The organism is Xanthomonas axonopodis pv. maculifoliigardeniae, from assembly GCF_041519315.1.
In the GTDB taxonomy this organism is placed as follows: Bacteria; Pseudomonadota; Gammaproteobacteria; order Xanthomonadales; family Xanthomonadaceae; genus Xanthomonas; species Xanthomonas euvesicatoria.
This window is the reverse complement of sequence record NZ_CP167999.1, coordinates 17658-39455: the sequence shown is the minus strand read 5'-3', so window position 1 is coordinate 39455 and position 21798 is coordinate 17658. Positions and strand designations below refer to the sequence as shown.

The following is a 21798-nucleotide window of genomic DNA, read 5'->3' as shown; positions in this document are numbered from 1 at the left end:
CCGATCATGAAGAAGGTACATAAGCAGTTTGCCAGCGCCGCCGGGATTTCCCTCGTGTTGCTCTCCCCGCTCCCGCAGGCCGTCTGTGCCGGCCAGGTCTCCACGGCTGCGATGTATGCAGCCACCATCGCGGTTTCCGCCCTGGTGACTGCTGCCATCCTCGCCAAGGGACACAAGAGCCAGGCCCTCACTCCCGCTGTCGCGTAAGGACGCCCTAGCGCCAAGGATGGCGCACCAACTCAAGCCCGCTACACCTCACCCGTTGTTGAACCAAATTTAAGGCGTCTCAACCCGTGGATAGAAAAACTAGCAACGCGTTTTTAGCTGTATTCGTCATCGGAGCAGTCTGCGGCGCGTCCCTTGTGCTGGCCGCTATTTATCTCATCCTCGGGGGCAAGCAGGCCGAACCGATGGTGCTTGCCCTGGGATTGGCAGCTGGCGCACTGGTACTGGCAGGCTTGGGCCGCGCTGCCTTCCGTGCTGGGTACGGCTTGATGGGCGACCCGACGGACCCGAAGCAAGACAACTCCCAGCAATGACGAGGGGCAACCCTAATGCCCGCTCGGCCAGCTTCACATTGTCACCACAGCCCGACCGATGCGTCGGGCTTTTTATTGGCGCTAATTGCCGGTCTTGTAGCGTGTGACAATTGCATTGGGCTTGCCGCCGCAACTCGTGCAGCGAAGACGCTCAATCAGCTGATGCAGCAGGGTGTCGGGCGATATGCCGCGCACCCGCGCAAACTGGCCCACCTGTTCAAGGTGATGCCGCCCGCACACGCAGTGGATGCGAATGAAGCAATCCTTGCGGTACCAGATCGGGTCTATCGGCTTGGGTCTATTGTAGTTTGCAGCGGCCACGAACCCGTATAGCGCTGCCAGAACAAAAAGGGAACAATTGCCGCGTGAAATCTAATCAAAAAACAGACGAGGCAGGCCGTGCGAAAGGATGAGCTGCAAGACAAAGATCACACGCTCTTGTTCGGTCCGTACACGCCACCTGTCTGCAAGCCGGGCGATGTCCTGGACGATGCACATTACGGTCGCGTCGTGGTTGCCGGCTTCACTGACGCACCTATGAGCTGGCCGAGGCCACGTCGTAAAGGTCCACCAGCGCCAGTCCTGACCGGCCAGCTTCTCGATGCGATCCGGCAGGAGAGCGCTTACGCGGTGGCCTACTGGTGGGGCGTGAGCATCACGCAGGTGCAAAACTGGCGGGGTTGGCTTGAGGTTGATCGCGTCACGCCTGGGACCTCGCGGCTGCTAGCAGCGAACGCGAAAAGCATGCCGGCAGAGGTTCGCGAGGCGGTCGCCTCGCGCCGCCGGGGCCAGCCACAGCCAACGCATGTGCGCGCCATGCTTTTGGACTACGCAAAGCAGCCAAAGTCGCCTGAGTGGATTGCCAGTGCGACGCAGTGGCTCGCCGATGCACGCGAACGCGCAAAGGGTAATTCATAGCTTGATGACAATTCGTCCGCCTGGCCACCGACCAACTGTCGCCAACCGCCCGACTACACGTCGGGCTTTGTGTTGGTGACAGATCCACGCGATCGAGCATGACCAGGTGTCGCCAACGATGGCGGCTCGCGATTAGGTGCGTACTTGTAGAACGTGCTGCGGCTGATTTTGAGCGCCTTGCAGATGTCTTCCGGCGTCCGATCCGTGAGTGCAAGAGTTGCTATGGCGCGGATCGTGTCGGCGCTGGCGCTGGGGCGGCCGCCTGTTCGCCCACGGCTACGGGCCGCATGCAGGCCTGCGCGAGTTCTCTCCACCATGAGCCGACGCTCGAACTGCGCGATCGCACCGAAGATGTGAAAAACCAGCTCGCCTGACGCGCTTGTTGTATCCAGGCGCTCGTTCAGGCTTTCAAAGCCGACGCCCGACGCGCTCAGTCGATCGACCAGGCCGACGAGTTCCTTCAATGAGCGACCCAGCCGGTCCAGCCGCCAAACAACCAGCACGTCCCCGTCCCTCGCGAAATCGAGCGCTTCTGACAGCCCAGGGCGATCCGCTTTCGCACCGCTAGCGGTGTCCACAAATATCCGGCCGCAGCCCGCAGCCGTCAGCGCGTCGCGCTGTAGGTCGAGGTTTTGATCATCCGTAGATACCCGCCCATATCCGATTTTCATATCCACCATCCGTAAACCCGCCAGGGATGAACATAAACGGACGTTGAATAAAAGACGAGAAAAAACACGGGTACCGCTTCGTTTTCGGACGGACCCCTGTGCCGCTTCCCCGAGTCCGCAAAACCTTCGTTTTACGGACTAATCCGCGTATTGTCATTGTATTGCCAATGGCAACACGTTAGAATGAATGCTGAAGAGCGACCTGATTCCCAGGTCGCCAAGTGCAGGGGAGCTGGGCATGTCTAAAGACACATCGATGACGATCCGTCTTGATACAGGTTTGCGCAACCGGTTCAACAAGGCCGCGCAAGTGATTGGCCGTCCTGGTGCGCTGATCCTTCGCGAGTACATGGAATACGTGGCAAATGCCGCCGAGGCAAACAAGCAAAAGCCTGCAATCACTGCTGACGAACTACGTCAGCGCGAAAAAGCAGTGAGCTATGCGACTGCTTCGGTCGGACTGGAAGGTTTCAGCCTGAGCGGTCCTGCGCAGGAACACGCGCAGCGCTTCATGGCAGGCGAAATCACCCGTGAAGAATTTCTAGCACCGTCGTTCGACACGATCCATGGCCGATAAGCTCGATCTTGAAACCAAGCGCGATGAGCTGGAAGGCTTCTACACCTTCCGACGGATTGTCGAGCTGCGCCTGGCCCCTGTGCAGGGCGCTTTCGATGCCGATCACCTAAAGGAGATCAATCGCCGGATCTTCCAAGATCTTCCTGCCATCGGCTTCGACGATGTAACGCCAGGCACCTATAGAGACCCCACGCCAGCCAACGTCGATTGGGTCAAGCATCGACGCTTGGAAACCGCTGATGTCACGTCCCACGTCTGCTACTCAGACATGGACGCTAAGGCCATCCAACGGCTAGACGGCGTTCTGGAGCGTGCAGAGCCTGATCGGCTCAGGAAGCTCAAAACCGGTGCTCTCGTTGACGAGCTGGCATCGATCTATACGGAGCTGGATTACATCCATCCGTTCAAAGACGGCAACAGCCGGACGCTGCGCGAGTTCACTCGCGAGCTTGCCGAGGCGTCCGGCTATCAGCTGGAATGGGAATATTTCGGTCAGAACAAAGGTGGTCGCGACGCGCTTTACGTCGCGCGCGATCGCAGCGTCAACGAACTTGCTCTACCCCACATCAAAGCTGACGTTACACGTCGCGATGTGGTCTTCAGCATGGACCAGTTGGAAGGGAATCGGGATCTTCCCGGCCTGTTTAAAGATGCCGGACCCGCACTTGTGCGGCCGGCAAGGGCTGCGGCCTTTCAACGGCTCCCCGAGGCCGAGGCGCTGTTAGCTTTTCCAGAGCTTAAAGAGGCGTACTCAACCTTACGGCGCGCCGATTTTTACGGCGTAAGCAAACTGCCCGAACACCCGCAGATGCGTGAAGAGTTTCAATCCAGCGTTCGCGCTGCGATCCAAGAAAAATTGAACGCCGGCGAGACCACCGGTCTTGCTCCTGGCAAGCCCACCACCAGGGCGAAAGATATCTCAATCGGAAAGCAACGGTCGCCGCCGACTCCCGAACGCGAGCGATAAAAAAGCCGACAGATCGGGCAATCTGCCGGCTTTGTCACCACCACCACTTTAAGGGACGGGCAATGATGAACAGCCGCAAGACTACCACGCGAGCCGGGGCACCGGCTACGGCAAAAGACCCTCACGCCGCACGACGCAGTGAGTATTTTCAGGAAATGGTGGACGATGGTTTTGACCCTGCTGACGCGCGACTGATTGCCGACAAAACGGTGTTCAAGACTGCGCCGCCGAAGCAGGACGCTAAGCCAATCGGCGATGTACTCAAGCGCGCCAACGTAGCTCCCGCTCGACAAGCCAGAGAACCCAAAGCGATTGCGGACCTCCTGCAGGAGCAGTCGGACAAGCAAGCCGTCGTCGTTCATCCAACGGCCAAACAGAGGCGTGAAACGCCTATAAAAGCGGTCTACGACTACCGCTATGACGAGCTTCCAAATCGCGTGCGCGATTTGATTGAAGCACACCTAGCGATCGACGCCGCCGACGCTAAGGCCGCCGGTTCGATTGGCTTCATGACCCGCGCGCTCGCAATTGCAACGCTTCCACATCGACGCGTTCCTGAAGATCGGTTTGTACGGAAAAACGGTGACTTCACATTGACGATGCTGACTGCGCATCCCGATGGTCTCCCTTACGGCACTCTGCCTCGCCTGCTGCTGACATGGGTATGTTCGGAGGCAGTCAGGACGAAGGAGCCGGTATTGTCACTAGGTACGACGCTGGCATCGTACCTACGCGAGCTGGGATTGAAAAATACCGGCGGCAAGCGCGGCGACATTACGCGCCTAAAGCACGCGATGACGACGATGTTTTCAGCAATCATTTCTTGCCGCTATGAAGGCCGGGAAAATTGGGCGCTGCAAAACGTTCTTCTCGCTGATCGCGTCGAGTGGTGGCAACCTCAAAATCCTGACGAAGCAGGCGAGTGGCAATCACGCCTAACGCTGTCTCGGCCGTTTTTCCAAGAATGCGTAGACCATCCCGTCCCGATCAACATGATTGCTATGAAAGCGCTGCGGCACTCGCCTCTAGCGTTGGATATCTACGTCTGGCTCACGCACCGTATGAGCTACCTGTCAAAGCGAACGACGATCCCGTGGATATCGCTGTCTGCGCAGTTCGGCGCGGACTACGCTCGCAACGACCAAGGCCTGCGCGACTTCCGTCGTGCCTTCCTGCGCGAGCTAAAGCACGTCCTTACCATCTACGACACCGCAAAGGTGTCGAATTCCGATAACGGTCTCGTGCTCTACCCGAGTCCGACCCACGTGCCGCCCAAAGCCACGTTCGATCGATCCCAGCAGGGGCTGTTGCAATTCTGATACCGCGCTGCAACTGTCTTGCAGAATTGAAAACGGCCGCATGTGCGGCCGTTTCTGTTAGTCACCCGCGTCAGCGACCCTGCCAGGTCGCCGCTTATACCCGACTGCCCACATATCCACCGCCCTGCTTCGGGTGCCATAGAAGGCCCCTACGCGAACCGTGGATATGTGGACAGCGCCGAAATGCCGTTGGTGACAGCCTGGCCGATGGCCAGGCCGAGATCCGTCACCAACGCTGAATCTGTCTTGGTGACAAACCAGCTCGCTCGATCGCGGGCTTTTGTCACCAAAACCTAGAGATCAACACCGAATCCAACGCCAGCCGTCGTCTGGTCGCCGCTCAGAGCGCCGCCAAAGCTCAACGACACGCGGCCAAAGCGCTTGGCATAGCCAACCGACAGAGCCTCTTCCCCCCCGGCCCAACCAACACCGCCGGAAAGCCGCCCTCGCGCACTGTCTCCACCCGCACCATTGAGCGCCATGCTCATCATGGCCGAGGTCATGGCGGAATGCCGGTTCATGCGATCGTTTAGAACTGACAGCTGGTAGTCAGTGCGACGGCTGTAGTCCGTGAAGGTGTCTGAAAGCTCCGAAATCCGGGTGTCGGTGTAGGCATTTGCGGCCCGCAGCGTCATCGTGTCGCCAGCTCGCATTTGACCAACGTTGGCTGCATCCATGCCGTCGGTGCCAGCCGCAACGTTACGGATCATGGTGCCGTTTGCCCCCAGCAACGTTGTTGAAGCCTTAGAGGCGTCGTCGTACTGCAATGCTGTCGCGTCTGTGTAGCTTTTCGCGCTTTTTAGCGTGGCAACATCGCCCGCTTCGCGCTCTGCTGCTTCCTTTCGCATCGATCCATCCGTGTACGTGTTGGCGCTAGAGAGCGTCGCAATGTCATCCGCCGCTCGCTTAGCCGACTCTTGCCGCATCGACCCATCGGTGTAGCTATTGGCGCTGTTTAGGGTGTCAGCGTCCCCCGCTGCGCGGTCGGCCGCCTCCTGACGCACCGAAGCATCGGTGTAGCCATTGGCGCTGTAGAGCGTGTCAGCGTCCCCCGCTGCGCGGTCGGCCGCCTCCTGGCGCACCGAGGCATCGGTGTAGCCGTTGGCGCTGTAGAGCGTGTCAGCGTCCCCCGCTGCGCGGTCGGCCGCCTCCTGACGCACCGAGGCATCGGTGTAGCCATTGGCGCTGTAGAGCGTGTCAGCGTCCCCCGCTGCGCGGTCGGCCGCCTCCTGACGCACCGAGGCATCGGTGTAGCCATTGGCGCTGTAGAGCGTGTCAGCGTCCCCCGCTGCGCGGTCGGCCGCCTCCTGCCGCACCGAGGCTGCGGTGAAGTTGTTGGCGCTATCGAGCGTGGCAGCGTCCCCCGCTGCGCGGTCGGCCGCCTCCTGCCGCACCGAGGCTGCGGTGAAGTTGTTGGCGCTATCGAGCGTGGCAGCGTCCCCCGCTGCGCGGTCGGCCGCCTCCTGCCGCACCGAGGCTGCGGTGTAGCTGTTGGCGCTATCGAGCGTGGCAGCGTCCCCCGCTGCGCGGTCGGTCGCCTCCTGCCGCACCGAGGCTGCGGTGTAGCTGTTGGCGCTGTTGAGCGTGGCGGTATCTCCTGCGGCGCGGTCGGCCGCCTCCTGGCGCACCGAGGCTGCGGTGAAGTTGTTGGCGCTGTTGAGAGTGGCGGTATCTCCTGCGGCACGATCGGCCGCCTCCTGGCGCACCGAGGCTGCGGTGAAGTTGTTGGCGCTGTTGAGCGTGGCGGTATCTCCTGCGGCACGATCGGCCGCCTCCTGGCGCACCGAGGCTGCGGTGAAGTTGTTAGCGCTGTTGAGCGTGGCAGCGTCGCCCGCCTCACGATTGGCAGCCTCACTTCTCGCTACCGTGTCGGTATACATCCGAGCACTCGACAACGTATTTGCGTCCCCCGCTGCGCGCTGGACCGATTCTGTGTAAACCGATTGATCCGTATGACTGTTTGCGCTTGCCAAGGTCGCGGCATCGCCAGCATTGACTTGCTGAACGTTCGTTGCATCCATTGCATTGCTGCCGTTCGCTACGTTAGTCAAAGTGCGCTCCGCGCCGGCAGAACCAAACGAGACTTGATTACTCGCGTTTGACACGGAGCCTTGACCAATCGCAATACCGCCGGCATTCGACGTTGCACCAGTACCGATAGCAATGCCGTCGTGGCCGCTGACAGACGATGACGTGCCGATTACCACACTATTCGTAGAGTTCGACGTTGTATTGCTGTTGCCGATCATGATGCCGCCGCTATTCGAGGAGTCACCAGTATTTCTGTTGTTGTTACCGACAGTGACCGTGTAAGGCCCGCTACTGATCACGTTCGAGTTGCCGCCAACAAACGCCTCGTCGCTGCTAGCCTGGTCGCGTCCAGGACTGTTATCAGTTACTGAATTGTTTGAGCCGTGTACGTTCGTACCCGGTGACGCCGTGACCGTGTTGCCCTGGCCCACTACTGTCACGGGTGTTGAAGACTGCGCTGCTGCCGGAAGCACCCAGCCCATTGCCAACGCAATAAGCCCCCCTGCCACGCTTTTCAGCATGTTCATATTGGTTTCCAAGAAAGGTAAGTAAGGTCGTCCAAGAGCGATCTATGGACGGCCCAAAATATACCACATTGGCTACCTTGCTGGATTGCATTGGTCTATTCAGCTTTCGCCCCTAGGGCGTCTCTCTTAACTCGACCGGGGCTGCGAGAAGGTCGGCAACCTGCTGCGTTCGACGGGCTGAATCGAAAGCGGTGAAATCCTGGCGTTGCACAAAAAGCACCTCGCCGCTTCCATCGACCTTACGGCCGCGCATCTTGGCGGTTGGAAATATGGCGAGAATCTGCCGCATGACAGGTGAGCGGGGCACGATCGAATAGTCAGCCGTGCTCAACACGAGTTGGATGCGCTTGCCGATCAGCGCTTCCGCCTTTGCTCGCCTCGCCTCCAGGTCCGCTGCTTCGCAGTCCTCCCGGCCAATGTCCAAGATTGCCCATCCGCCGTCAGGAATGCTGGCCTCACGCAGCGTCGGAAATATTTCGCGCAGCTTTGTCGGATCGCTCCAGATCGCAAGGCGTTCGACGTGTCCAGACGTGATACATCCGTCGGCATACGCGGCATTGGCGCTACCCAGGAGCGTGAGTGTCAGAAACAACCGGAAAGAAAACAAAGTCATGCCTCCAAATAGAAATGCCCCGCAGAGCAGGGCATTTCTATAAGCCGAAATTGTGAAATTCAGAACGGGATCATCACTGTAACATCGTTGTCGTAAAGCACATCGATGGCGGTATAGACCAGCCGTTCAGCGTTGATACTTGAAGTCGCGGTAACGCAACCCTTCACCAGGCCAACCGCGTTGCCGCCAACGAACACCGGACCGCCGCTATCACCTGGCGCGCATCCAAGCGAGGTAGCCGCGCCGATCGGCTTGACTCGGACATAGACAGCAGCACACGTCACGCCGTTGCAGAGGCTTGCCGACTGTGGCGCATAGTTCAAACTTTCGATCTCTCCGCAACTATCGCCAGATGTGTTGCCCCACTTGCAGACCACATCGCCAACCGTTGTTTGATCCTTGAATGTCACCCATTCCTGTGTCCGCTTCGTTGTACCGTCAGAAAAGAACGTGGCTTCCCACGGCGTCTCGTCAGGTGCGGTGTACCACTGAGCATCGCCGGAGGCATTGTATTGCTCCCCGGCGAAGGTGAGCGTCGTTCCTTCACCGTCGAGCGTTGTATAGATCCCTGCTCCATTGCCACAGTGACCCGCGCTCGACATGCCGGGAAAGCGGTTGTTGCCAGAAAAAATGTTGACGACGAAGCCGCCCGTGCATGTCCCACCGCCTGCAATGTCCAACGTCCCACTGCCGCTGATATCGGCGTTCTCAAACTTGCCGCTCAACTGCACGCGCACCGGAACTTTCGCAATCACTGTCGCAAGCGAAGTCGCCTGCTTCAGATTGGAAGCACCGGAAACATCTAGTACGAGTTCGCCCGCTTCTTCATCCACCCACGTGCCCTGCAACTGCGGGAAAGCTGCCCGCAATTCCGCATCATGGTCCTGACGGGCTTGCAACAGCTCATCGATGGTGTGTGATGCGCCCGAAACGAATGTCACCTGGAACTGCGCACCGTCGATCGGAAAGCTTCGAGCGCGCTCCACCCCAGCGCCCTTAAGGCGAACAACATAGCGCGGTGTCGAACCCCATTCGCGATAGATACCTGCGAGTCTGGTTTTGTATGTCTGACGCAGATCCTTCCCCAGCGATGCCGAGGCATTCTGAAGCTTTAGTCGCTTAGCTGCCTCAGTACGGCTTATGTGGCTGGAAGCCGCCACGTTTTTTGCATCGGTAACACGGGCCTGTTCACTCGTGAGAACGGTAATTGCTGTTGCAGCAAATGCCGGCGCGGCATGAAAAACAGATCCGACCAGCACCGTTGCAACAAGAACTTTCGTCAACATGGCTCATCTCCTGAAGTAGACGGACTCCTTTCCGGATGCGCGCCATTCCGTGGCCTGTTTAGGATCTGGTTAGGCAGGTGATGTTCATGTGAAGTGTGTTGGTGACACCGCGGCCGCCGGCGCCGGCGAGATCCGTCACCAATGCTTGGCGACAGCCGCGCGACCTGGCCAGCTGGTGTTTGTCACCAACGCCAGCCCATCCCCCGCTTGTCCACGGCCGGCGCGTCAGCGCCGCCCCGGTCCCGGAGACACCCATATCGGAGGGTCCGGGGGAAGCGGTGGGCAAGCGGGGGATGGGCGACCCACGCACGCAAACCCGCAAGACAGAATCAGCGCGATCGACAGCATGCCGCGCCCAGGCGCGCAAGACAGTTTCAGCGTGCCGAGGCACGCCAGCCAGCGCATGCCGCCCTGCCCTGCAGAACGGCAAACACAGCGGCGGCCACGGCCGCAAAACCGCCCTGCGGTGCGCCTGAAGGCGCTGACTGCACCGTCGCTATCGCAACGGTCAAAAGGTTCACGGGACCGCACGCGGCATCACTGGTGGCGCAATGCATCGCTGAGACCTTTCGCCTGCCCTGAACGGTAGACCAAGCCGCTTACCCATCCAGGGCACCGCTGACGCTGACACGCTCACCCGGTCCCTTCGGGCTGCGGCTTCCCGTGTCTCCCTGGACGGGCTGCGCGCCCCGGTCAACCTACGGGCATCACGGCGAAAGGCACTCAGCGAAGCAATGTTCAACACCACCAGCAACCACCAAAGGAGCGTCCCGATGAACCACAAACCGTCCGCGCTGACGCGCGATACAGCAAAGCAAGAGCCGGCTCCAGCATCTAGCAAAGCAATGGATGACAGCACTCAATCCCCCAACGCAGTCCAGTCCGGAGACACCGTGATGAACAGTTACGAAGCCAAGATTGCAGCCCGCCGTGATCGACTGGAAGCCCGAGCGGAGGCCGTGGGTAAGAGCGCCGAAATGACCTACCAGCGCGCTCGCTCCATGGCTGATGCAATTCCTTTCGGTCAACCGATCCTCGTCGGCCATCACAGCGAGACGAGGGACCGCAACTATCGAAACCGCATCCACAACACTTTTGGCCGTGCTTTCAACGAGATGGACAAGGCGAAGCATTACGCGGACAAGGCGGCCGCCGTGGGTACCGGTGGTATTTCCAGCGATGACCCGGATGCTATCGAAAAGCTGAAAGCGGAGCTGGCAGGCCTGGAAGCGTCACAGGAACGGATGAAGGCTGTCAACAAGGTGATCCGCACCAAGAAGACCAGCGATGCGCAGAAAGCGGCCCTCGCCGCTCAGGGTTTCAGCGCTGAAATAGTGGCGGAAATGCTAAAGCCAGACTTTGCAGGCCGGGTAGGTTTTCCGAGCTACGCGCTCAGCAACAACACAGCGAATATGCGGCGTATCCGACTGCGCATTCAGGATCTTGAGCAACGTAAGGCAAGGGCATGCGTTGAGCGGGAGGGCAATGGCTTCACCTACCGCGAGGACGTGGAAGAAAACCGAGTGATGTTCGTTTTCGAGGGCAAGCCCGACCAAGACACTCGCACGCTTTTGAAGCGTCATGGGTTCCGTTGGAGCCCAACCCGGACGGCGTGGGTCCGTCAGCTGAATAACGCCGGAATCTATGCAGGCCAGTGTGTTGTTCGGGCTCTTAATTCTGCCCAAATTGGCGACAACGAATAACCAATATGGTATATTTTGGACTAGGAGTTGCACCAAGAGGAAGCCCCGCCGGAGGGGCTTCCCTCACCCTCAGAGGGCTACATCATGAAGATTTTTCAGTTGTTGGACGATTTCATTGTTCTGACGGCTAAAGCCGTTATCCGTGTTGTGTTCGCGATCGGTACAAGTTTGGTTTACGTCCAGTTTTTGGGCGGCCTTCTACTCGCGGCGTCCTTCAGTTCGATCGTCGTATTCATGGTTTTCGCTGCCTTGCGTAGCGCCTTCCACGGAGCCTAATGCATGCAGAAGACATCTACCAAACGAGTCACCGCCAACCTGGTGACGCTTGCAAACGAACTGCCGCAACTGATCAAAGGCCTTGACGAGCAGATCCAGTCAATCGCGGAAACGATGGCAAAGCTGAAACGAAATGGACTTGTCTACGCATCGCCTCATTGGAAGCGCGATAAATCCGGCACGCCGAAATATTTCTATCTGCTTCATACCCAGCGGAAAGGCGAGCCGCGAAACCGCGAGTATGTTGGTTGTGACGAAGCTCGGATTGCTGCGGCCCAGGCTGCGATTGAGCGCGCTAAAAAGTACGACGATCTGAGCCAACAGCTCGCAAGGCTTCAGATGCGTGCGGAACAGGGTGCGCAAGTTCTGGCAAATGCCAAAGGCGTCCTGAGTGGTCGCGGCTGGTAATTGGTGTTTCCACACAGGGACGAGGTGACTACGTGAATGACAACGCCCGCTTCACCGTCTGCGCGCTCGATGCGGCATTAGTAGCGCTGGACGATCTTTGCGACGGTCAGCGATATTGTAAAGAAGACCTCATCGCAGCAGCCTACGCCCTCGATTTTTTGGCGCTCCAAGGGCATTCCCTGCGTCGTATCGCTTGCGACTCGACCTTTGCAGGATCTGCGCAAGGCGCACAGATCGCCGCTGAATTGTCGCAGCTGCTACACGAAATTCGTGAGCGTGGCGGCGCGCGGATCGCACATGTGCTGCACTGATGGTCAGCCTGTACGAGTACGCCAACCGCATCGAGAAGGCAGCAGCAAAGCTGGACGCGGCTAAAGATCCAAACGCCGCGTTGGACGCACTAAGTGCGCTACGGGCGTTGACTGATGACACTGAAATGATGCTTCTCCTAGCGGAGAGCTTTCGCCTGCTCGTTGATCTACTGCCGACCAAACCAGTCGGCGAACATGAGCAATGAGAGCTGTGGATAAGCCTGTGTTTTGCCAGCGTTATCCACGCTGAATCTGTCTTGCCGCTAAGTCATTGATATATAACCTTTAAACAGGGTTCTCCACAGAAAGCAGCGCTGAAACTATCTTGCGATGTCACGCTGAAATTGTCTTGAGAATAGCGCGATGAATAGGCTGTAAGTCATTGATGCGAATATCATTATTCCGACCTTTCAGCATGTCCCCCTATAGCTCTTAAATAGATATACCTATAAATCTTCCTGTAGTCGGTGGCGGATCGATGTGGATAACGCGCCACGAACGATGAATCGTCGCAATTGCTGAACCGCCTACAGTCGCGGGGCGTTGCACGCCCCCTGTCCTCCCTCCGCTTCGCTCCGGTCGCGACTTCGACCCCCCAGGGGCGGGGCTATGCCCCTCCCCCACTGGCTGCGCCAGCGGCTCCCCCTCCCCAAAGGGTCAGCGAAGGGAAAGGGTAACGAGGGTGGGCGTTCAACATGCTCAGGAAGGCCTCTAGGAGGCTCATGGAGGCGCGAAAGGCGGGTCAGCTAGGAGCGGGTCAACCTACGGCGTATCTGCTGCGTGGAGAGCTACGTGAGCGGCGCAGCTGCCCGGTTTGTTTTCATTGGTCTTATCAATCGGTTTAACGTACCGACGCGACAGAATTGAAATCACGGTGCGGCAGGCAATTCTACCTATCCTTTTTGTTTTCCATTTGTTGTCTTTCCTGTTCCTATGATGTTATACTAGCCGGGCGGTCACTTCTGGCCGCATTCCGAGGCTGGCTTTATGCAAAACAACCTGTTCGTCGGCAACTTGGCTAAAACCCCCACGCTCTCCGGAAACGGAGACAAGGCGGTCTGCCGTATTGTGCTGATCTCCAACGAGTACGCCGGTAGGGATGGTGACGGCGCTGCGCGCGAACGAACGGTAACACTGTCGATTACCGCATTCCGAAGCATGGCTGAAAGGATCGCCAAGCACTGTATGAAAGGCGATCAGCTCATCGTTGAGCATCGAATTGCAAACAACAACCGCGAGATCAATGGAGAGATGGTCTACGGTTTTGACTTCATTTGTGAGCGCGTGACTTTTGGCGCTCCCGGCAAAGAAAAGCGGGAATATCTTGCGGAAACCGATGAGGGTAATGGCTGACTCATGACCGCACCAAACCCAAGGATTGATGCCGCTCAATTTGAACGCGTCGCTGCGTTATGCAGGTGGCAAACCCATTCCTTGGCGGTCGCGCGGTCGATCTTGGTCGATGGTGTGCCGATTGCCTCAGCGGCGTCGGCATTCGACATAAGTGCCAAACACGCACGCGTTCTAATGAACCGCTTTCTCGCCAAGGCCGAGCAACAACGACTGGCTGCGTTCATGCAGCAGGAGCCACCAAAGCTAATCAGCTCAGCACTTGAGCCGCATGCGAACGAGATAGTGACCCTTCGGGACAAGGGTTATTCGGCAGAACAGATCGCTGATTATCTAACGCAAAACGGCGTCGCCACGACCGCGCTCAAGGTGCGGAAATACATAAGGAGTATTCGGGCATGAAAACTGTAGTTTTCGCCAACCAGAAGGGCGGCGTCGGCAAGTCTGCGATTGCAGATCAACTCGCCTACTACTTCGCAATACAACGGCAATTACGTGTTGTCGTCATCGACCTCGACCACCAGCGCAACACGACCAAGGCTCTTCGTACCGGCGAGCTGTGCACTGTATCGCGTGTGACTTCCAGTCAGGTCCTATCGGCTGGCAGATCGGATATCGAACACGCTGATTTTGTCTTGGTGCCTGGTGACGGTGATCTTTTCAAGATGGAAGAGAAAGCGGCCGAACTCACGGCGTTCGTGAAGTATGCCAAGGATCAGGGCAAGGCAGGTGCGCGTGACGGACGTAGCGCATATGCGACAAATCTCTACACGGTCTTGGCCGAGATCGCGCCGCACTTCGATATCTGCATCATTGATACCAATCCGAACCCGGACATCCGGCAGCTCGCGGCATTGGTTGTCGCCGACTACGTTGTGTCGCCGCTTCAGTTAAACCAAGAAGCCATTGACGGCATTGGCGATCTGCTAAACCACGACAACATCGGTATCCGGAAGATCCAGGCCACTATCAATAAAAAGCTCAAGCTGATTGGAATTCTGCCGAATCTCGTTGAGCCAACGCCGTTTCAGCGGGACAACTTCCGGGCGCTGGCGACTGCATATCCGCAATTGCTTATTTCCATGGCCCCCCTTCCCGGCTTCGCCGCTGTAAAAAAGACGACCGCTATTCCAGAGGCACAGGCCGCAGGGATTCCGGTTTGGAAATTGGGTAAAACGAGCGGCCGCGACGCATGGGTTCAAATCCGACCGGTTTTTGACAAGATCGCTGAAGCGATGGAGGTTCCTAGTAATGATTGACCTGAGCGCGCTTGAGGCAAAGCCTATCAATGAAAGTGAGCCGACCACAGAGACTGACGGTCGCCCGTTCCGTGTAAAAGTCGCTGATATTGAGCGTGACCCTAATCAACCGCGCACTGAATTTTCGGACGCGGAAATTGCCGAACTCGGCGAGAACATCAAGGAGCGCGGCGTAAAGCAGCCGATCTCGGTTAAAACTCATCCGACAACGCCCGGCAAATACCAGATCAACGATGGTGAGTTACGTTGGCTCGCAACCCAGTACGCTAAAATTGATGACATCCCTATTGTCATTGATGAGGACTTTGACGACTTCGATCAAGTCAACGCCAATGAAAAGCGCTTCGCATTAAGGCCGATGGAACTGGCAGTTTTCATCAAGCGCAAGCTGACCGAGGGTGTGAAGAAGGGCGAAATTGCCAAACGCCTTGGAAAGCCGAACAACGCCATCACTGAGTTGTTGTCGCTGGTCGATGCACCGGCGTGCGTCGCTGATGCCTATTCTTCCGGGCGCTGTACGTCGCCTAAGACGCTGTACGAGCTACGGGCGCTCGCAGAGAAGTTTCCCGAGCAAGTACAGGCGTGGTACGACGAAGGCCCAGACATTACGCGCGCGACAGTCGCGACGTTGGGTGATGCGCTGAAAGACAAGAAGAAAGCGCCCGTGACGCAGGTCGCTTCGACGGTCATTGCTGATCCAGCCGCGAACAGCGGCGCAACTGGCAGTGAGGGTTCAGCGGATGGAAAATTTCGTCATGACGAAAAAGGCCACGGGGCTGCATCCGCAGGCGGCGAAGGCGGTGGGAACCAGGGCAATGACCCCGGCGCATCAACTGTGAAGCCGAAGGGTTCCGGGGAGGAAGGTGACACCAATGCAAACTTCGACAACGGCGAGCTGACGAGCTGGCCGCGTGGCAAGGCTGTTTCCGATCCTGACAGCATGAAGCGTCCGCTTCTGATAGTTGAACATGATGGCCGCGCAGCAGCTGTTCTGTTGAACCGACGCCCATCTAGTGCCGGCTTGCTTCGCATCCGGTACGAAGATGGCGGCGGCGATGCCGAAGTTGACGCTGGTGCAGTTCGCATCAACCGTTTGGCCGAGGGGGAGAAGTAGGCTTGAAGGTTCGGTGCATGGGGGTGTAGGGGCGCAGCCCCTACGGCTAACGCCTTACCGCGCAGAGAAACTTTAGTCACCTGGTCAGCGATTCGCTATTAACCGTGATGGCCTCACGACCACCCTGCAAAACCAGCTTTTGAACCGAAGCCCCACGACCCAGCCACCCAAAGGGATGGCATGGCGTGGGGCGATCTGTTTGTGCCCGAAGGGCACCACGTGACATTCACTGGCCGATTACGAATGTCCCGTGACCGACTGGTGCATCAATCCCACCGAAAGCAAGAGCAAAAGAGCAAAAGATAAGGTCAAACGCGGAAGGGACATTGCAGGATAGGCCGTAGGCCGGTAAACTGTGCGCACAGTTTACGCGCAGGGGTTGGCCCTGCTTTTGTTGGATTTCACTTGGAGAAGCCCTTGGAGAAGCCCGGACGAGCTATCAATGTGCATCTAGGCCCGGACCTGAAAGCCCGGTGGATTGCTTACTGCGAAGAGCGAGGCAAGACGCCAGGTGCTGCGATTCGTGAAGCGATTGAGCACACATTGGCGACCGCTCCCAAGGAGCTACCGAAGGCGTACCGTCAAACCAGCCAGTCGCCAGCTGCGGAGCCAAAGGAACGGTTTGAAGTTCTGATGACTGCATCGGAGAAAGCTGCCGTCCGCGAACGAGCCAATATCGAGCGCTGCTCTATGGCTCGATGGGTGATCGATGCGGTGCGCGCTGGACTAACTGGCGAACCACAGTTCGGGACGAAAGAGGTCGATGTCCTCGGAGAATCCAACTATCAGCTGTTGGCCTGGGGACGTAATCTCAACCAGATTGCACGGCGGCTAAACGAAGGCCGAAAAGCAAACCTGACTGTCGAACAAATTAGGATCGTCGCCGAACGGATCGACGCGCACACGAAGAAGGTCAGCGATGCAATCCGCGCTAGCCAAGAGCGTTGGAACATCGAATGACGAGTTTAGGTCTTGAGCTTGATCTGAAGGATTTCGCCGACGACGCGGTGATCACTTTCAAGCCTGGCCGGAAGGCCAAGCGCACTGCGAGGGGCGCAAAGCTATCAGCGCCGGAACGACCTAGCGTCAAGCGCTCTGGCCCAGCCATTCGCGCTACGCTTGATCGCATCGCTAGACGTGTGCCGGAGGTGATGGTGAAGATCACCCAGGGCAAGAAGAATCCGGAAACCGGCAAGCGCGAGATCCTGTGCAAGGACATGCGGGGGGTGCGCGCACACATGCAATATATCTCCCGCAACGGTGCGGTCGAACTCGAAGATGAGAATGGTCAACGCTATCTCGGACAGCAGGACGTGCGCGAGGTGCTGCAAGGCTTCGCCCGTGCTGGTGTCCCAATCCCTGAGACGGATGGGAGGAGGCGCGAGGTATACAGCATTGTTCTGTCGATGCCGCCTGGCACCGACAGAGAGGCCGTCAAGGCAGCGGCACGCGAGTTTGCATCGACCGAATTTGGCGGGCATCAATACGTCTTCGCGGCTCACGACGACGACGATCACCCGCACGTGCATTTGGCCGTTAAAACGGCGAGCTTGCGCGGTGTTCGCCTCAATCCGCGCAAAGCCGATTTGCAGCGCTGGCGCGAGGTGTTCGCAGAGAAGTTGCGCGAGCAGGGCATCGAGGCCAATGCGAGTGATCGCCGGCTTCGCGGCGTCGTTAAAACTGCGGAGCGTCAGGCTGTACGATCGATCCGGGACCGTGGGCACACCTCGCGTGTTGGAGCGGGCCAGCACTACGAAGCGCTCGCAGAAGCCCAAGGGCACTACAAGCACAAGAATCCAGCGCAAGACAGAATCAGCGCAGGGCGTGCGCGGGTTACGAAGGCCTACGGGAAGTTGGCGCGTTCCCTGGCTGCTGGTGACGCTGAAGATCGGGCACTAGCGTTGCAGATCGTCCAAGTGGTTAGGAGCATGCCGCCACAGAAAAGCCGGCATGATGAGTTGGTTGAGCGACTATCGACTGTCACGGCGGTGCCAGATGGGCGCACGGCGCAGGAGAAGTCGTCAACGAGACAGCGGCCAGCAGAGAAGGGCAGGGACCGATAAAAAAAACGCGGCCATGGCCGCGTTTTTTCGGTTGCTACCACTGTTGACCTTACCGCTGCTGCTGGTTCCATCCAGTCGAATCGCTATTCCAGCCGCTGTCGTTGTTCGTGCCGGCGCTGCTGTTGCCGCCACGCTTGTTGTATGCCGCTAGCGCGGCTTCGTACTCGTCCGCATCGACCCAATGCCCGCCCTTGCCAGGCTCACCAACATATCGAGCGATAGTTCCCGTGGTCTGGTCCACGTTTGCATTGCTTCCGTAGGCGGCGCAGTACGACGGGAGTGAATTACGCACATAACTGCTGTTGCCGTGACCAATGAACACGGAATTTGAAGAGTTCAACGTGGCTGCGTCGCAGCGACCGGCTCCATTGGCAATCGTGTCAACAAGTGACTTCATCGTATCGTCGGTGGTCGAGTCAGGGCACAGCTCCAGGAAGCCCTTGCGCTTCTTGATGGTGTCGCTGATCTTGCGAGCGCTGATGCTGAAATACTTCTTGATCGACGGTGTGCATTCATCAGGCCTGTTGCCAGTGGATAGGCACATGATGGCCTCGCATGCGAGTTTGGTATCGCCAGTGAAGTCTTCGGCGATAGCTGGGCTGGCCGCCGCACAGGCGACTACCAGGGCGAAGGATCTAACGGCTCGGTTCATGGATGGATCTCCTTAGTTGCCGCAAGCGTCACTTGCGGATGATTTCGATGTCCACGCGCCTGTTCAGAGCGCGGCCATCCGAAAGCCTGTTGTTCGACCGGTAATCGCCTGCCGATACGAAGTTTACGTCGATCAAGCCGCCAGGTACGCCAGCGCCAATCAACCAGTCGCGTGCTGCTTCTGCACGACCGCGCGCCACTTTCTCATCACCGCTTGCCGGCGATGCATTGTCTGTGCGGCCGCGAACCTGGACGTGTGCCACCCCGCCAGCTATCAAGGCACGCAAGTGGGCTGCCTGTGCAGCAGTCGGTCGAAACTGCGTGCCGTTCCAAGGAAATTGCACGCTGACGATGCGTGCGAGTGGGGGCGGGAGCGTGCGACGCCCTTGAACCCGCTGGGTAGCGTTTCTCGCTGGCTCGGCACGGACAGCTACCGGCGCTGGCGGGAATGCCTGTTCGTGCAGTGCTTGCGCAACTGCGGGACTATTGATGGGCGCTCGATCACGCCCACTGACAGTCGGCGGCTTGGGGTGAGACGAGCAAGAGGAAACCGCCACTGCCAAGCAAACCAAGGCCAATGCGCGCATATATGTGACTCCATTATGGGAAAGTGCGTAAACCAATATTATATATATTGGCTGGTCTGCTGCAATGTCCTTCGCGTGCCGCTAATGGGAGGACAGCAATCGCATAAGCATTGACGACAGATCTCCGATGGCCAGGTCGGAGGACTGTCACCAAAGACTGGTGACAGCCTGGCGCGATCGAGGACGGGTATCTGTCATCAATAATCTCGGCGCTGTTCTCAGCGACCACGGTCCTGCTGATTATCGACAACACGTCCGTGCCCACGTTCATAAGCAACCGACAGTCGGCTTCCGACCGCTGGGACGGCCTCTTTCCCGGCTTGTCGGAATAGGGTGCGATCATGTTTAACGAGCATCGCTTTCCCGCGATCGTCAGCGCCCAGCTGGAACACGTGCGAGGAAGACACATGCAGCACATTGCCGTCATAAGTTTTGCTTGCGACATTGAGCGCCGGCTTTGCCGCGCCGGTTAAATCGTAAACGCCTTTCGGCAGGCCGCCGCGATCGCCAACATGGCGGCTGATCCATTCGCCGTTGGTCTTCGTGTCGATCAGGCGAGACTCGTTGAGGATTACCAAGAGCTGATGCCCTTCAGCCGCGTGCTGACGCAGCGGGGAGAGCGGTACGCCGGTTGTAGCGTGAGTAGGGGAGGGGGATTGCGATGATGTACTCGACATATGCTGTCCTTCATTCGTGAGCTAAATACCACCAGCCTTGCAAGACAGAATCAGCGCGGTATAGCGGTGGCTGGGGGCGGCGACAGCGTACCAGAAGCCATACCAAAACACCCTGTTTTGGTATGGCAAAAAAAACCCCAACTCCTAAGAGCTGGGGCGAAGGCCTACAAGGTGGGTCGATTAACGGCTGCGTTCCGCGTTCCTCTCCACGACGGGTGCAGTGCGCTCCCGATCCGGCACCTTCTGCGGAGCTGCCTTGTCGTACATCATCACTGCTGGCAATTTCCCGCTTGCGGACCGCGATTGAATCTGGCGGTCAACTTCGGCCATGACCCGCTCACGTTGTGCCGGATCTTTAACCTTGCCGCCCATAACCGTTTGCGCGATCGCGGCAATCACGACAGCTCGATCGCTCTTATGAGCTTCCCAGGTGTTGCGGTTGCTCTCGATCGTCTCGCTCCCGATTACTTTCCCTTTGTCGTCGCGCTTCAGCGCTTCGACCGTTACCGGCTGACTGCCCTTAAATTCCAACCGAACCGCGTCACCAGCTGACAGCTTGGAAGCGCCTACCGCACGTTCAAGATCCTTACCCCAAACCGTCTTCTCGCCGGCCTCGCCCCGAAGCTTCACAAAGTAGCTCAGCTTTTCGGCAGGGTCGTTCTGATAGGGGGCCGGGCCATGCGAGAGCATGATGCCCTCATGCACATTCAGCGTGCGTGCTGCGGGTGCGGGTTCCTTTGCAGCGTCTGCACCCTTGGCGGCCTGCTGTGGCTCGCCTGGCGTCTTCTCCGCAGCCAATGGCAGCACCGCCGCCCTATCGGTCCGCTGCGCGTCCTGAGCGCGCTCACGGCCCCGTTCCACCGTGTTACCCATCGCCCGCTCTTGCGCTACCGCAAGCGCCTCCAGATCGCGTTCAGTCGGCTTGTAGCCTGTCACCACGATGCCGCGCTGGCTGGCCTTCAGCCAGATACCCTGACGGAAATCAGGATGACCCGTGGTGTGGATCGTTTTCCACCCCTTAGCTTCAGCCATCGTGACCATTGCTTCCTGCACACGCTGGTCGTTCGAGGCGGATTTCAGCTTGTCGCCCACATCACGAAACGCGATGCGGTCCGGCTGATCCTTGAAGTAGTGACGTGCCCCCGAAACGCGAAACTGAGCGTTCACCTGTTCCATGAGCTGGATGCGCCGGTTCTTCTCGTCTTCGACGCTGACCTGGCGCTCAGGCTGGGCAGTCAGGCCCGCACGCTGGTCCAAATCGTCAGCACGCGCCAGCCGTTGAGCTTCGCTATCCAGGTTCTTGACGTTTTGCCGCTCGCTGTCGGTACGGCGTTGCATGGCCGCAAGATCCCGATCAACGCCGTTAATTCCAGCATTGCGCTCGTATTCCTCGCGATCGCGCTGGCGAAGTTTCGCAGCAGTCTTGAGGGCTTCAGCCATGTCGATCTCGCTGAGCTGACGATCTTTCACCTCTGCGATCGTGTTCGGCTCAGAATCCAGATCCTTCAGCGTGGGATGCCGGGCCGCCATCCCATCCGCATAGGCCTGTCCAAGACCCGCCGGCTTCTCGGCCTGCGGCAAGCCGTTATCATCTTCCAAGTCAGCACGCTTGCGGTCTTCCTTGGCGAGCATTCGTCGCGCGTTCTCTGCCGGCGTCAGACCGTAGTCGAATGTCAACTCCTCGCCGCTCAACGATCCCTTGCCGGTTGCCGCACCCAAGATCCGCGCGGCATTGCGCTCACCAACTGCATCGGTAAGCGTGAGTTCGTCCGCGCCCTTAATCCTCACAACCTGCTTGCCATTCAACCGAAACGACAAGTCGTAGACGGTTTGACCGTCCTTGTCGTTCTTATCGAAGCGTACAGCCGTCGCCGGCTTCTCATCGATCATCACCATGCCATAGGTCGGCATGCCGGCGTTCGGAGTGGACGTGCTGGTGTTATCTGCCATG

Annotated in this window: 25 protein-coding genes; 17 read left to right on the top strand and 8 right to left on the bottom strand. The window is 58.5% G+C overall.

The annotated features are described in order from the left end of the window. Window positions 1-6: 6 nt before the first annotated feature. From ACDH77_RS20830 to ACDH77_RS20820, 3 genes are all read left to right on the top strand, one after another. Window positions 7-207, top strand: coding sequence for a hypothetical protein (locus tag ACDH77_RS20830; protein ID WP_372371919.1), 201 nt, complete (start codon window positions 7-9; stop codon window positions 205-207). A gap of 86 nt (window positions 208-293) precedes the next feature. After that, a complete protein-coding gene (locus tag ACDH77_RS20825) occupies window positions 294-539 on the top strand; it encodes a hypothetical protein (protein ID WP_372371918.1) in 246 nt (81 codons plus the stop codon). 399 nt (window positions 540-938) lie between these two features. Continuing rightward, a complete protein-coding gene (locus tag ACDH77_RS20820) occupies window positions 939-1457 on the top strand; it encodes a hypothetical protein (protein ID WP_372371917.1) in 519 nt (172 codons plus the stop codon). A 53-nt stretch (window positions 1458-1510) separates the two neighbouring features. Here the strand turns inward: ACDH77_RS20820 and ACDH77_RS20815 are convergent, their stop codons facing one another. Further along, complete coding sequence (locus ACDH77_RS20815; protein ID WP_372371916.1) at window positions 1511-2128, bottom strand: recombinase family protein; 618 nt, start codon at window positions 2126-2128, stop codon at window positions 1511-1513. A 238-nt stretch (window positions 2129-2366) separates the two neighbouring features. On the opposite strand from ACDH77_RS20815, the gene ACDH77_RS20810 reads away from it, so the two are divergent. From ACDH77_RS20810 to ACDH77_RS20800, 3 genes are all read left to right on the top strand, one after another. Next, window positions 2367-2705 carry an antitoxin VbhA family protein gene (locus ACDH77_RS20810; RefSeq protein ID WP_372371915.1) on the top strand — a complete coding sequence of 113 codons (339 nt, stop codon included), beginning with the start codon at window positions 2367-2369 and terminating at the stop codon, window positions 2703-2705. Next, window positions 2695-3672: a Fic family protein gene (locus ACDH77_RS20805; protein WP_372371914.1), complete on the top strand. Its 978-nt coding sequence runs from the start codon at window positions 2695-2697 to the stop codon at window positions 3670-3672. Before ACDH77_RS20810 ends, ACDH77_RS20805 begins: the two co-directional genes overlap by 11 nt. A gap of 65 nt (window positions 3673-3737) precedes the next feature. Next, a complete protein-coding gene (locus tag ACDH77_RS20800) occupies window positions 3738-4991 on the top strand; it encodes a replication protein RepA (RefSeq protein ID WP_372371913.1) in 1254 nt (417 codons plus the stop codon). 293 nt (window positions 4992-5284) lie between these two features. On the opposite strand, the gene ACDH77_RS20795 is transcribed toward ACDH77_RS20800, so the two are convergent. The 3 genes from ACDH77_RS20795 to ACDH77_RS20785 all read right to left on the bottom strand — a co-directional run bounded on the left by ACDH77_RS20795 (window position 5285) and on the right by ACDH77_RS20785 (window position 9448). Continuing rightward, window positions 5285-7549 (bottom strand): hypothetical protein, encoded by a 2265-nt coding sequence (locus tag ACDH77_RS20795; protein WP_372371912.1) that lies wholly within the window; start codon window positions 7547-7549, stop codon window positions 5285-5287. Between the two features lie 112 nt (window positions 7550-7661). Then, window positions 7662-8162 (bottom strand): hypothetical protein, encoded by a 501-nt coding sequence (locus ACDH77_RS20790; protein ID WP_372371910.1) that lies wholly within the window; start codon window positions 8160-8162, stop codon window positions 7662-7664. A gap of 59 nt (window positions 8163-8221) precedes the next feature. After that, window positions 8222-9448: a hypothetical protein gene (locus ACDH77_RS20785; protein ID WP_372371908.1), complete on the bottom strand. Its 1227-nt coding sequence runs from the start codon at window positions 9446-9448 to the stop codon at window positions 8222-8224. Window positions 9449-10344: 896 nt separating this feature from the next. On the opposite strand from ACDH77_RS20785, the gene ACDH77_RS20780 reads away from it, so the two are divergent. The 11 genes from ACDH77_RS20780 (at window position 10345) to ACDH77_RS20730 (ending at window position 17932) form a co-directional block, all read left to right on the top strand. Then, window positions 10345-11151: a DUF3560 domain-containing protein gene (locus ACDH77_RS20780; RefSeq protein ID WP_372371963.1), complete on the top strand. Its 807-nt coding sequence runs from the start codon at window positions 10345-10347 to the stop codon at window positions 11149-11151. Between the two features lie 84 nt (window positions 11152-11235). Continuing rightward, window positions 11236-11427 carry a hypothetical protein gene (locus ACDH77_RS20775; protein ID WP_372371907.1) on the top strand — a complete coding sequence of 64 codons (192 nt, stop codon included), beginning with the start codon at window positions 11236-11238 and terminating at the stop codon, window positions 11425-11427. A 3-nt stretch (window positions 11428-11430) separates the two neighbouring features. Beyond that, the gene (locus ACDH77_RS20770; RefSeq protein ID WP_372371905.1) at window positions 11431-11835 is read left to right on the top strand and encodes a hypothetical protein; all 405 of its coding nucleotides are present in this window, start codon (window positions 11431-11433) and stop codon (window positions 11833-11835) included. Between the two features lie 32 nt (window positions 11836-11867). Next, window positions 11868-12146, top strand: coding sequence for a hypothetical protein (locus ACDH77_RS20765; protein WP_372371903.1), 279 nt, complete (start codon window positions 11868-11870; stop codon window positions 12144-12146). Next, the gene (locus ACDH77_RS20760) at window positions 12146-12352 is read left to right on the top strand and encodes a hypothetical protein (RefSeq protein WP_372371899.1); all 207 of its coding nucleotides are present in this window, start codon (window positions 12146-12148) and stop codon (window positions 12350-12352) included. The genes ACDH77_RS20765 and ACDH77_RS20760 overlap by 1 nt, the downstream gene beginning before the upstream one ends. Window positions 12353-13133: 781 nt before the next feature. After that, complete coding sequence (locus ACDH77_RS20755; RefSeq protein WP_372371898.1) at window positions 13134-13499, top strand: single-stranded DNA-binding protein; 366 nt, start codon at window positions 13134-13136, stop codon at window positions 13497-13499. Between the two features lie 3 nt (window positions 13500-13502). Then, on the top strand, window positions 13503-13898 hold the full coding sequence (locus ACDH77_RS20750) for a hypothetical protein (RefSeq protein ID WP_372371896.1): 396 nt from the start codon (window positions 13503-13505) through the stop codon (window positions 13896-13898). Next, window positions 13895-14755: a ParA family protein gene (locus ACDH77_RS20745; RefSeq protein WP_372371894.1), complete on the top strand. Its 861-nt coding sequence runs from the start codon at window positions 13895-13897 to the stop codon at window positions 14753-14755. Before ACDH77_RS20750 ends, ACDH77_RS20745 begins: the two co-directional genes overlap by 4 nt. Next, on the top strand, window positions 14748-15869 hold the full coding sequence (locus ACDH77_RS20740) for a ParB/RepB/Spo0J family partition protein (protein WP_372371892.1): 1122 nt from the start codon (window positions 14748-14750) through the stop codon (window positions 15867-15869). Before ACDH77_RS20745 ends, ACDH77_RS20740 begins: the two co-directional genes overlap by 8 nt. Before the next feature lie 405 nt (window positions 15870-16274). After that, a complete protein-coding gene (locus tag ACDH77_RS20735; RefSeq protein ID WP_372371961.1) occupies window positions 16275-16829 on the top strand; it encodes a plasmid mobilization relaxosome protein MobC in 555 nt (184 codons plus the stop codon). After that, a complete protein-coding gene (locus ACDH77_RS20730) occupies window positions 16826-17932 on the top strand; it encodes a relaxase/mobilization nuclease domain-containing protein (RefSeq protein WP_372371960.1) in 1107 nt (368 codons plus the stop codon). The genes ACDH77_RS20735 and ACDH77_RS20730 overlap by 4 nt, the downstream gene beginning before the upstream one ends. 49 nt (window positions 17933-17981) lie before the next feature. On the opposite strand, the gene ACDH77_RS20725 is transcribed toward ACDH77_RS20730, so the two are convergent. The 4 genes from ACDH77_RS20725 to ACDH77_RS20710 all read right to left on the bottom strand — a co-directional run bounded on the left by ACDH77_RS20725 (window position 17982) and on the right by ACDH77_RS20710 (window position 21797). Then, window positions 17982-18584, bottom strand: coding sequence for a TrbM/KikA/MpfK family conjugal transfer protein (locus ACDH77_RS20725; RefSeq protein ID WP_372371959.1), 603 nt, complete (start codon window positions 18582-18584; stop codon window positions 17982-17984). 28 nt (window positions 18585-18612) lie between these two features. Then, window positions 18613-18927 (bottom strand): OmpA family protein, encoded by a 315-nt coding sequence (locus ACDH77_RS20720; protein WP_372371958.1) that lies wholly within the window; start codon window positions 18925-18927, stop codon window positions 18613-18615. Between the two features lie 461 nt (window positions 18928-19388). Next, window positions 19389-19748, bottom strand: coding sequence for a KfrB domain-containing protein (locus ACDH77_RS20715; protein WP_372371957.1), 360 nt, complete (start codon window positions 19746-19748; stop codon window positions 19389-19391). Between the two features lie 279 nt (window positions 19749-20027). Continuing rightward, on the bottom strand, window positions 20028-21797 hold the full coding sequence (locus ACDH77_RS20710; RefSeq protein ID WP_372371956.1) for an LPD7 domain-containing protein: 1770 nt from the start codon (window positions 21795-21797) through the stop codon (window positions 20028-20030). Between the last annotated feature and the right edge of the window lies 1 nt (window position 21798).

Excerpts from the sequence above, each read along its gene's own strand:
- ACDH77_RS20725 (WP_372371959.1), bottom strand. The coding sequence starts at position 18,584 with ATGAACCGAGCCGTTAGATCCTTCGCCCTGGTAGTCGCCTGTGCGGCG.
- ACDH77_RS20790 (WP_372371910.1), bottom strand. The coding sequence starts at position 8,162 with ATGACTTTGTTTTCTTTCCGGTTGTTTCTGACACTCACGCTCCTGGGT.
- ACDH77_RS20780 (WP_372371963.1), top strand. The coding sequence starts at position 10,345 with ATGAACAGTTACGAAGCCAAGATTGCAGCCCGCCGTGATCGACTGGAA.
- ACDH77_RS20745 (WP_372371894.1), top strand. The coding sequence starts at position 13,895 with ATGAAAACTGTAGTTTTCGCCAACCAGAAGGGCGGCGTCGGCAAGTCT.
- ACDH77_RS20730 (WP_372371960.1), top strand. The coding sequence starts at position 16,826 with ATGACGAGTTTAGGTCTTGAGCTTGATCTGAAGGATTTCGCCGACGAC.
- ACDH77_RS20810 (WP_372371915.1), top strand. The coding sequence starts at position 2,367 with ATGTCTAAAGACACATCGATGACGATCCGTCTTGATACAGGTTTGCGC.
- ACDH77_RS20805 (WP_372371914.1), top strand. The coding sequence starts at position 2,695 with ATGGCCGATAAGCTCGATCTTGAAACCAAGCGCGATGAGCTGGAAGGC.
- ACDH77_RS20785 (WP_372371908.1), bottom strand. The coding sequence starts at position 9,448 with ATGTTGACGAAAGTTCTTGTTGCAACGGTGCTGGTCGGATCTGTTTTT.
- ACDH77_RS20830 (WP_372371919.1), top strand. The coding sequence starts at position 7 with ATGAAGAAGGTACATAAGCAGTTTGCCAGCGCCGCCGGGATTTCCCTC.
- ACDH77_RS20750 (WP_372371896.1), top strand. The coding sequence starts at position 13,503 with ATGACCGCACCAAACCCAAGGATTGATGCCGCTCAATTTGAACGCGTC.
- ACDH77_RS20775 (WP_372371907.1), top strand. The coding sequence starts at position 11,236 with ATGAAGATTTTTCAGTTGTTGGACGATTTCATTGTTCTGACGGCTAAA.
- ACDH77_RS20795 (WP_372371912.1), bottom strand. The coding sequence starts at position 7,549 with ATGAACATGCTGAAAAGCGTGGCAGGGGGGCTTATTGCGTTGGCAATG.
- ACDH77_RS20815 (WP_372371916.1), bottom strand. The coding sequence starts at position 2,128 with ATGAAAATCGGATATGGGCGGGTATCTACGGATGATCAAAACCTCGAC.
- ACDH77_RS20760 (WP_372371899.1), top strand. The coding sequence starts at position 12,146 with ATGGTCAGCCTGTACGAGTACGCCAACCGCATCGAGAAGGCAGCAGCA.
- ACDH77_RS20710 (WP_372371956.1), bottom strand. The coding sequence starts at position 21,797 with ATGGCAGATAACACCAGCACGTCCACTCCGAACGCCGGCATGCCGACC.
- ACDH77_RS20770 (WP_372371905.1), top strand. The coding sequence starts at position 11,431 with ATGCAGAAGACATCTACCAAACGAGTCACCGCCAACCTGGTGACGCTT.
- ACDH77_RS20755 (WP_372371898.1), top strand. The coding sequence starts at position 13,134 with ATGCAAAACAACCTGTTCGTCGGCAACTTGGCTAAAACCCCCACGCTC.
- ACDH77_RS20740 (WP_372371892.1), top strand. The coding sequence starts at position 14,748 with ATGATTGACCTGAGCGCGCTTGAGGCAAAGCCTATCAATGAAAGTGAG.
- ACDH77_RS20800 (WP_372371913.1), top strand. The coding sequence starts at position 3,738 with ATGAACAGCCGCAAGACTACCACGCGAGCCGGGGCACCGGCTACGGCA.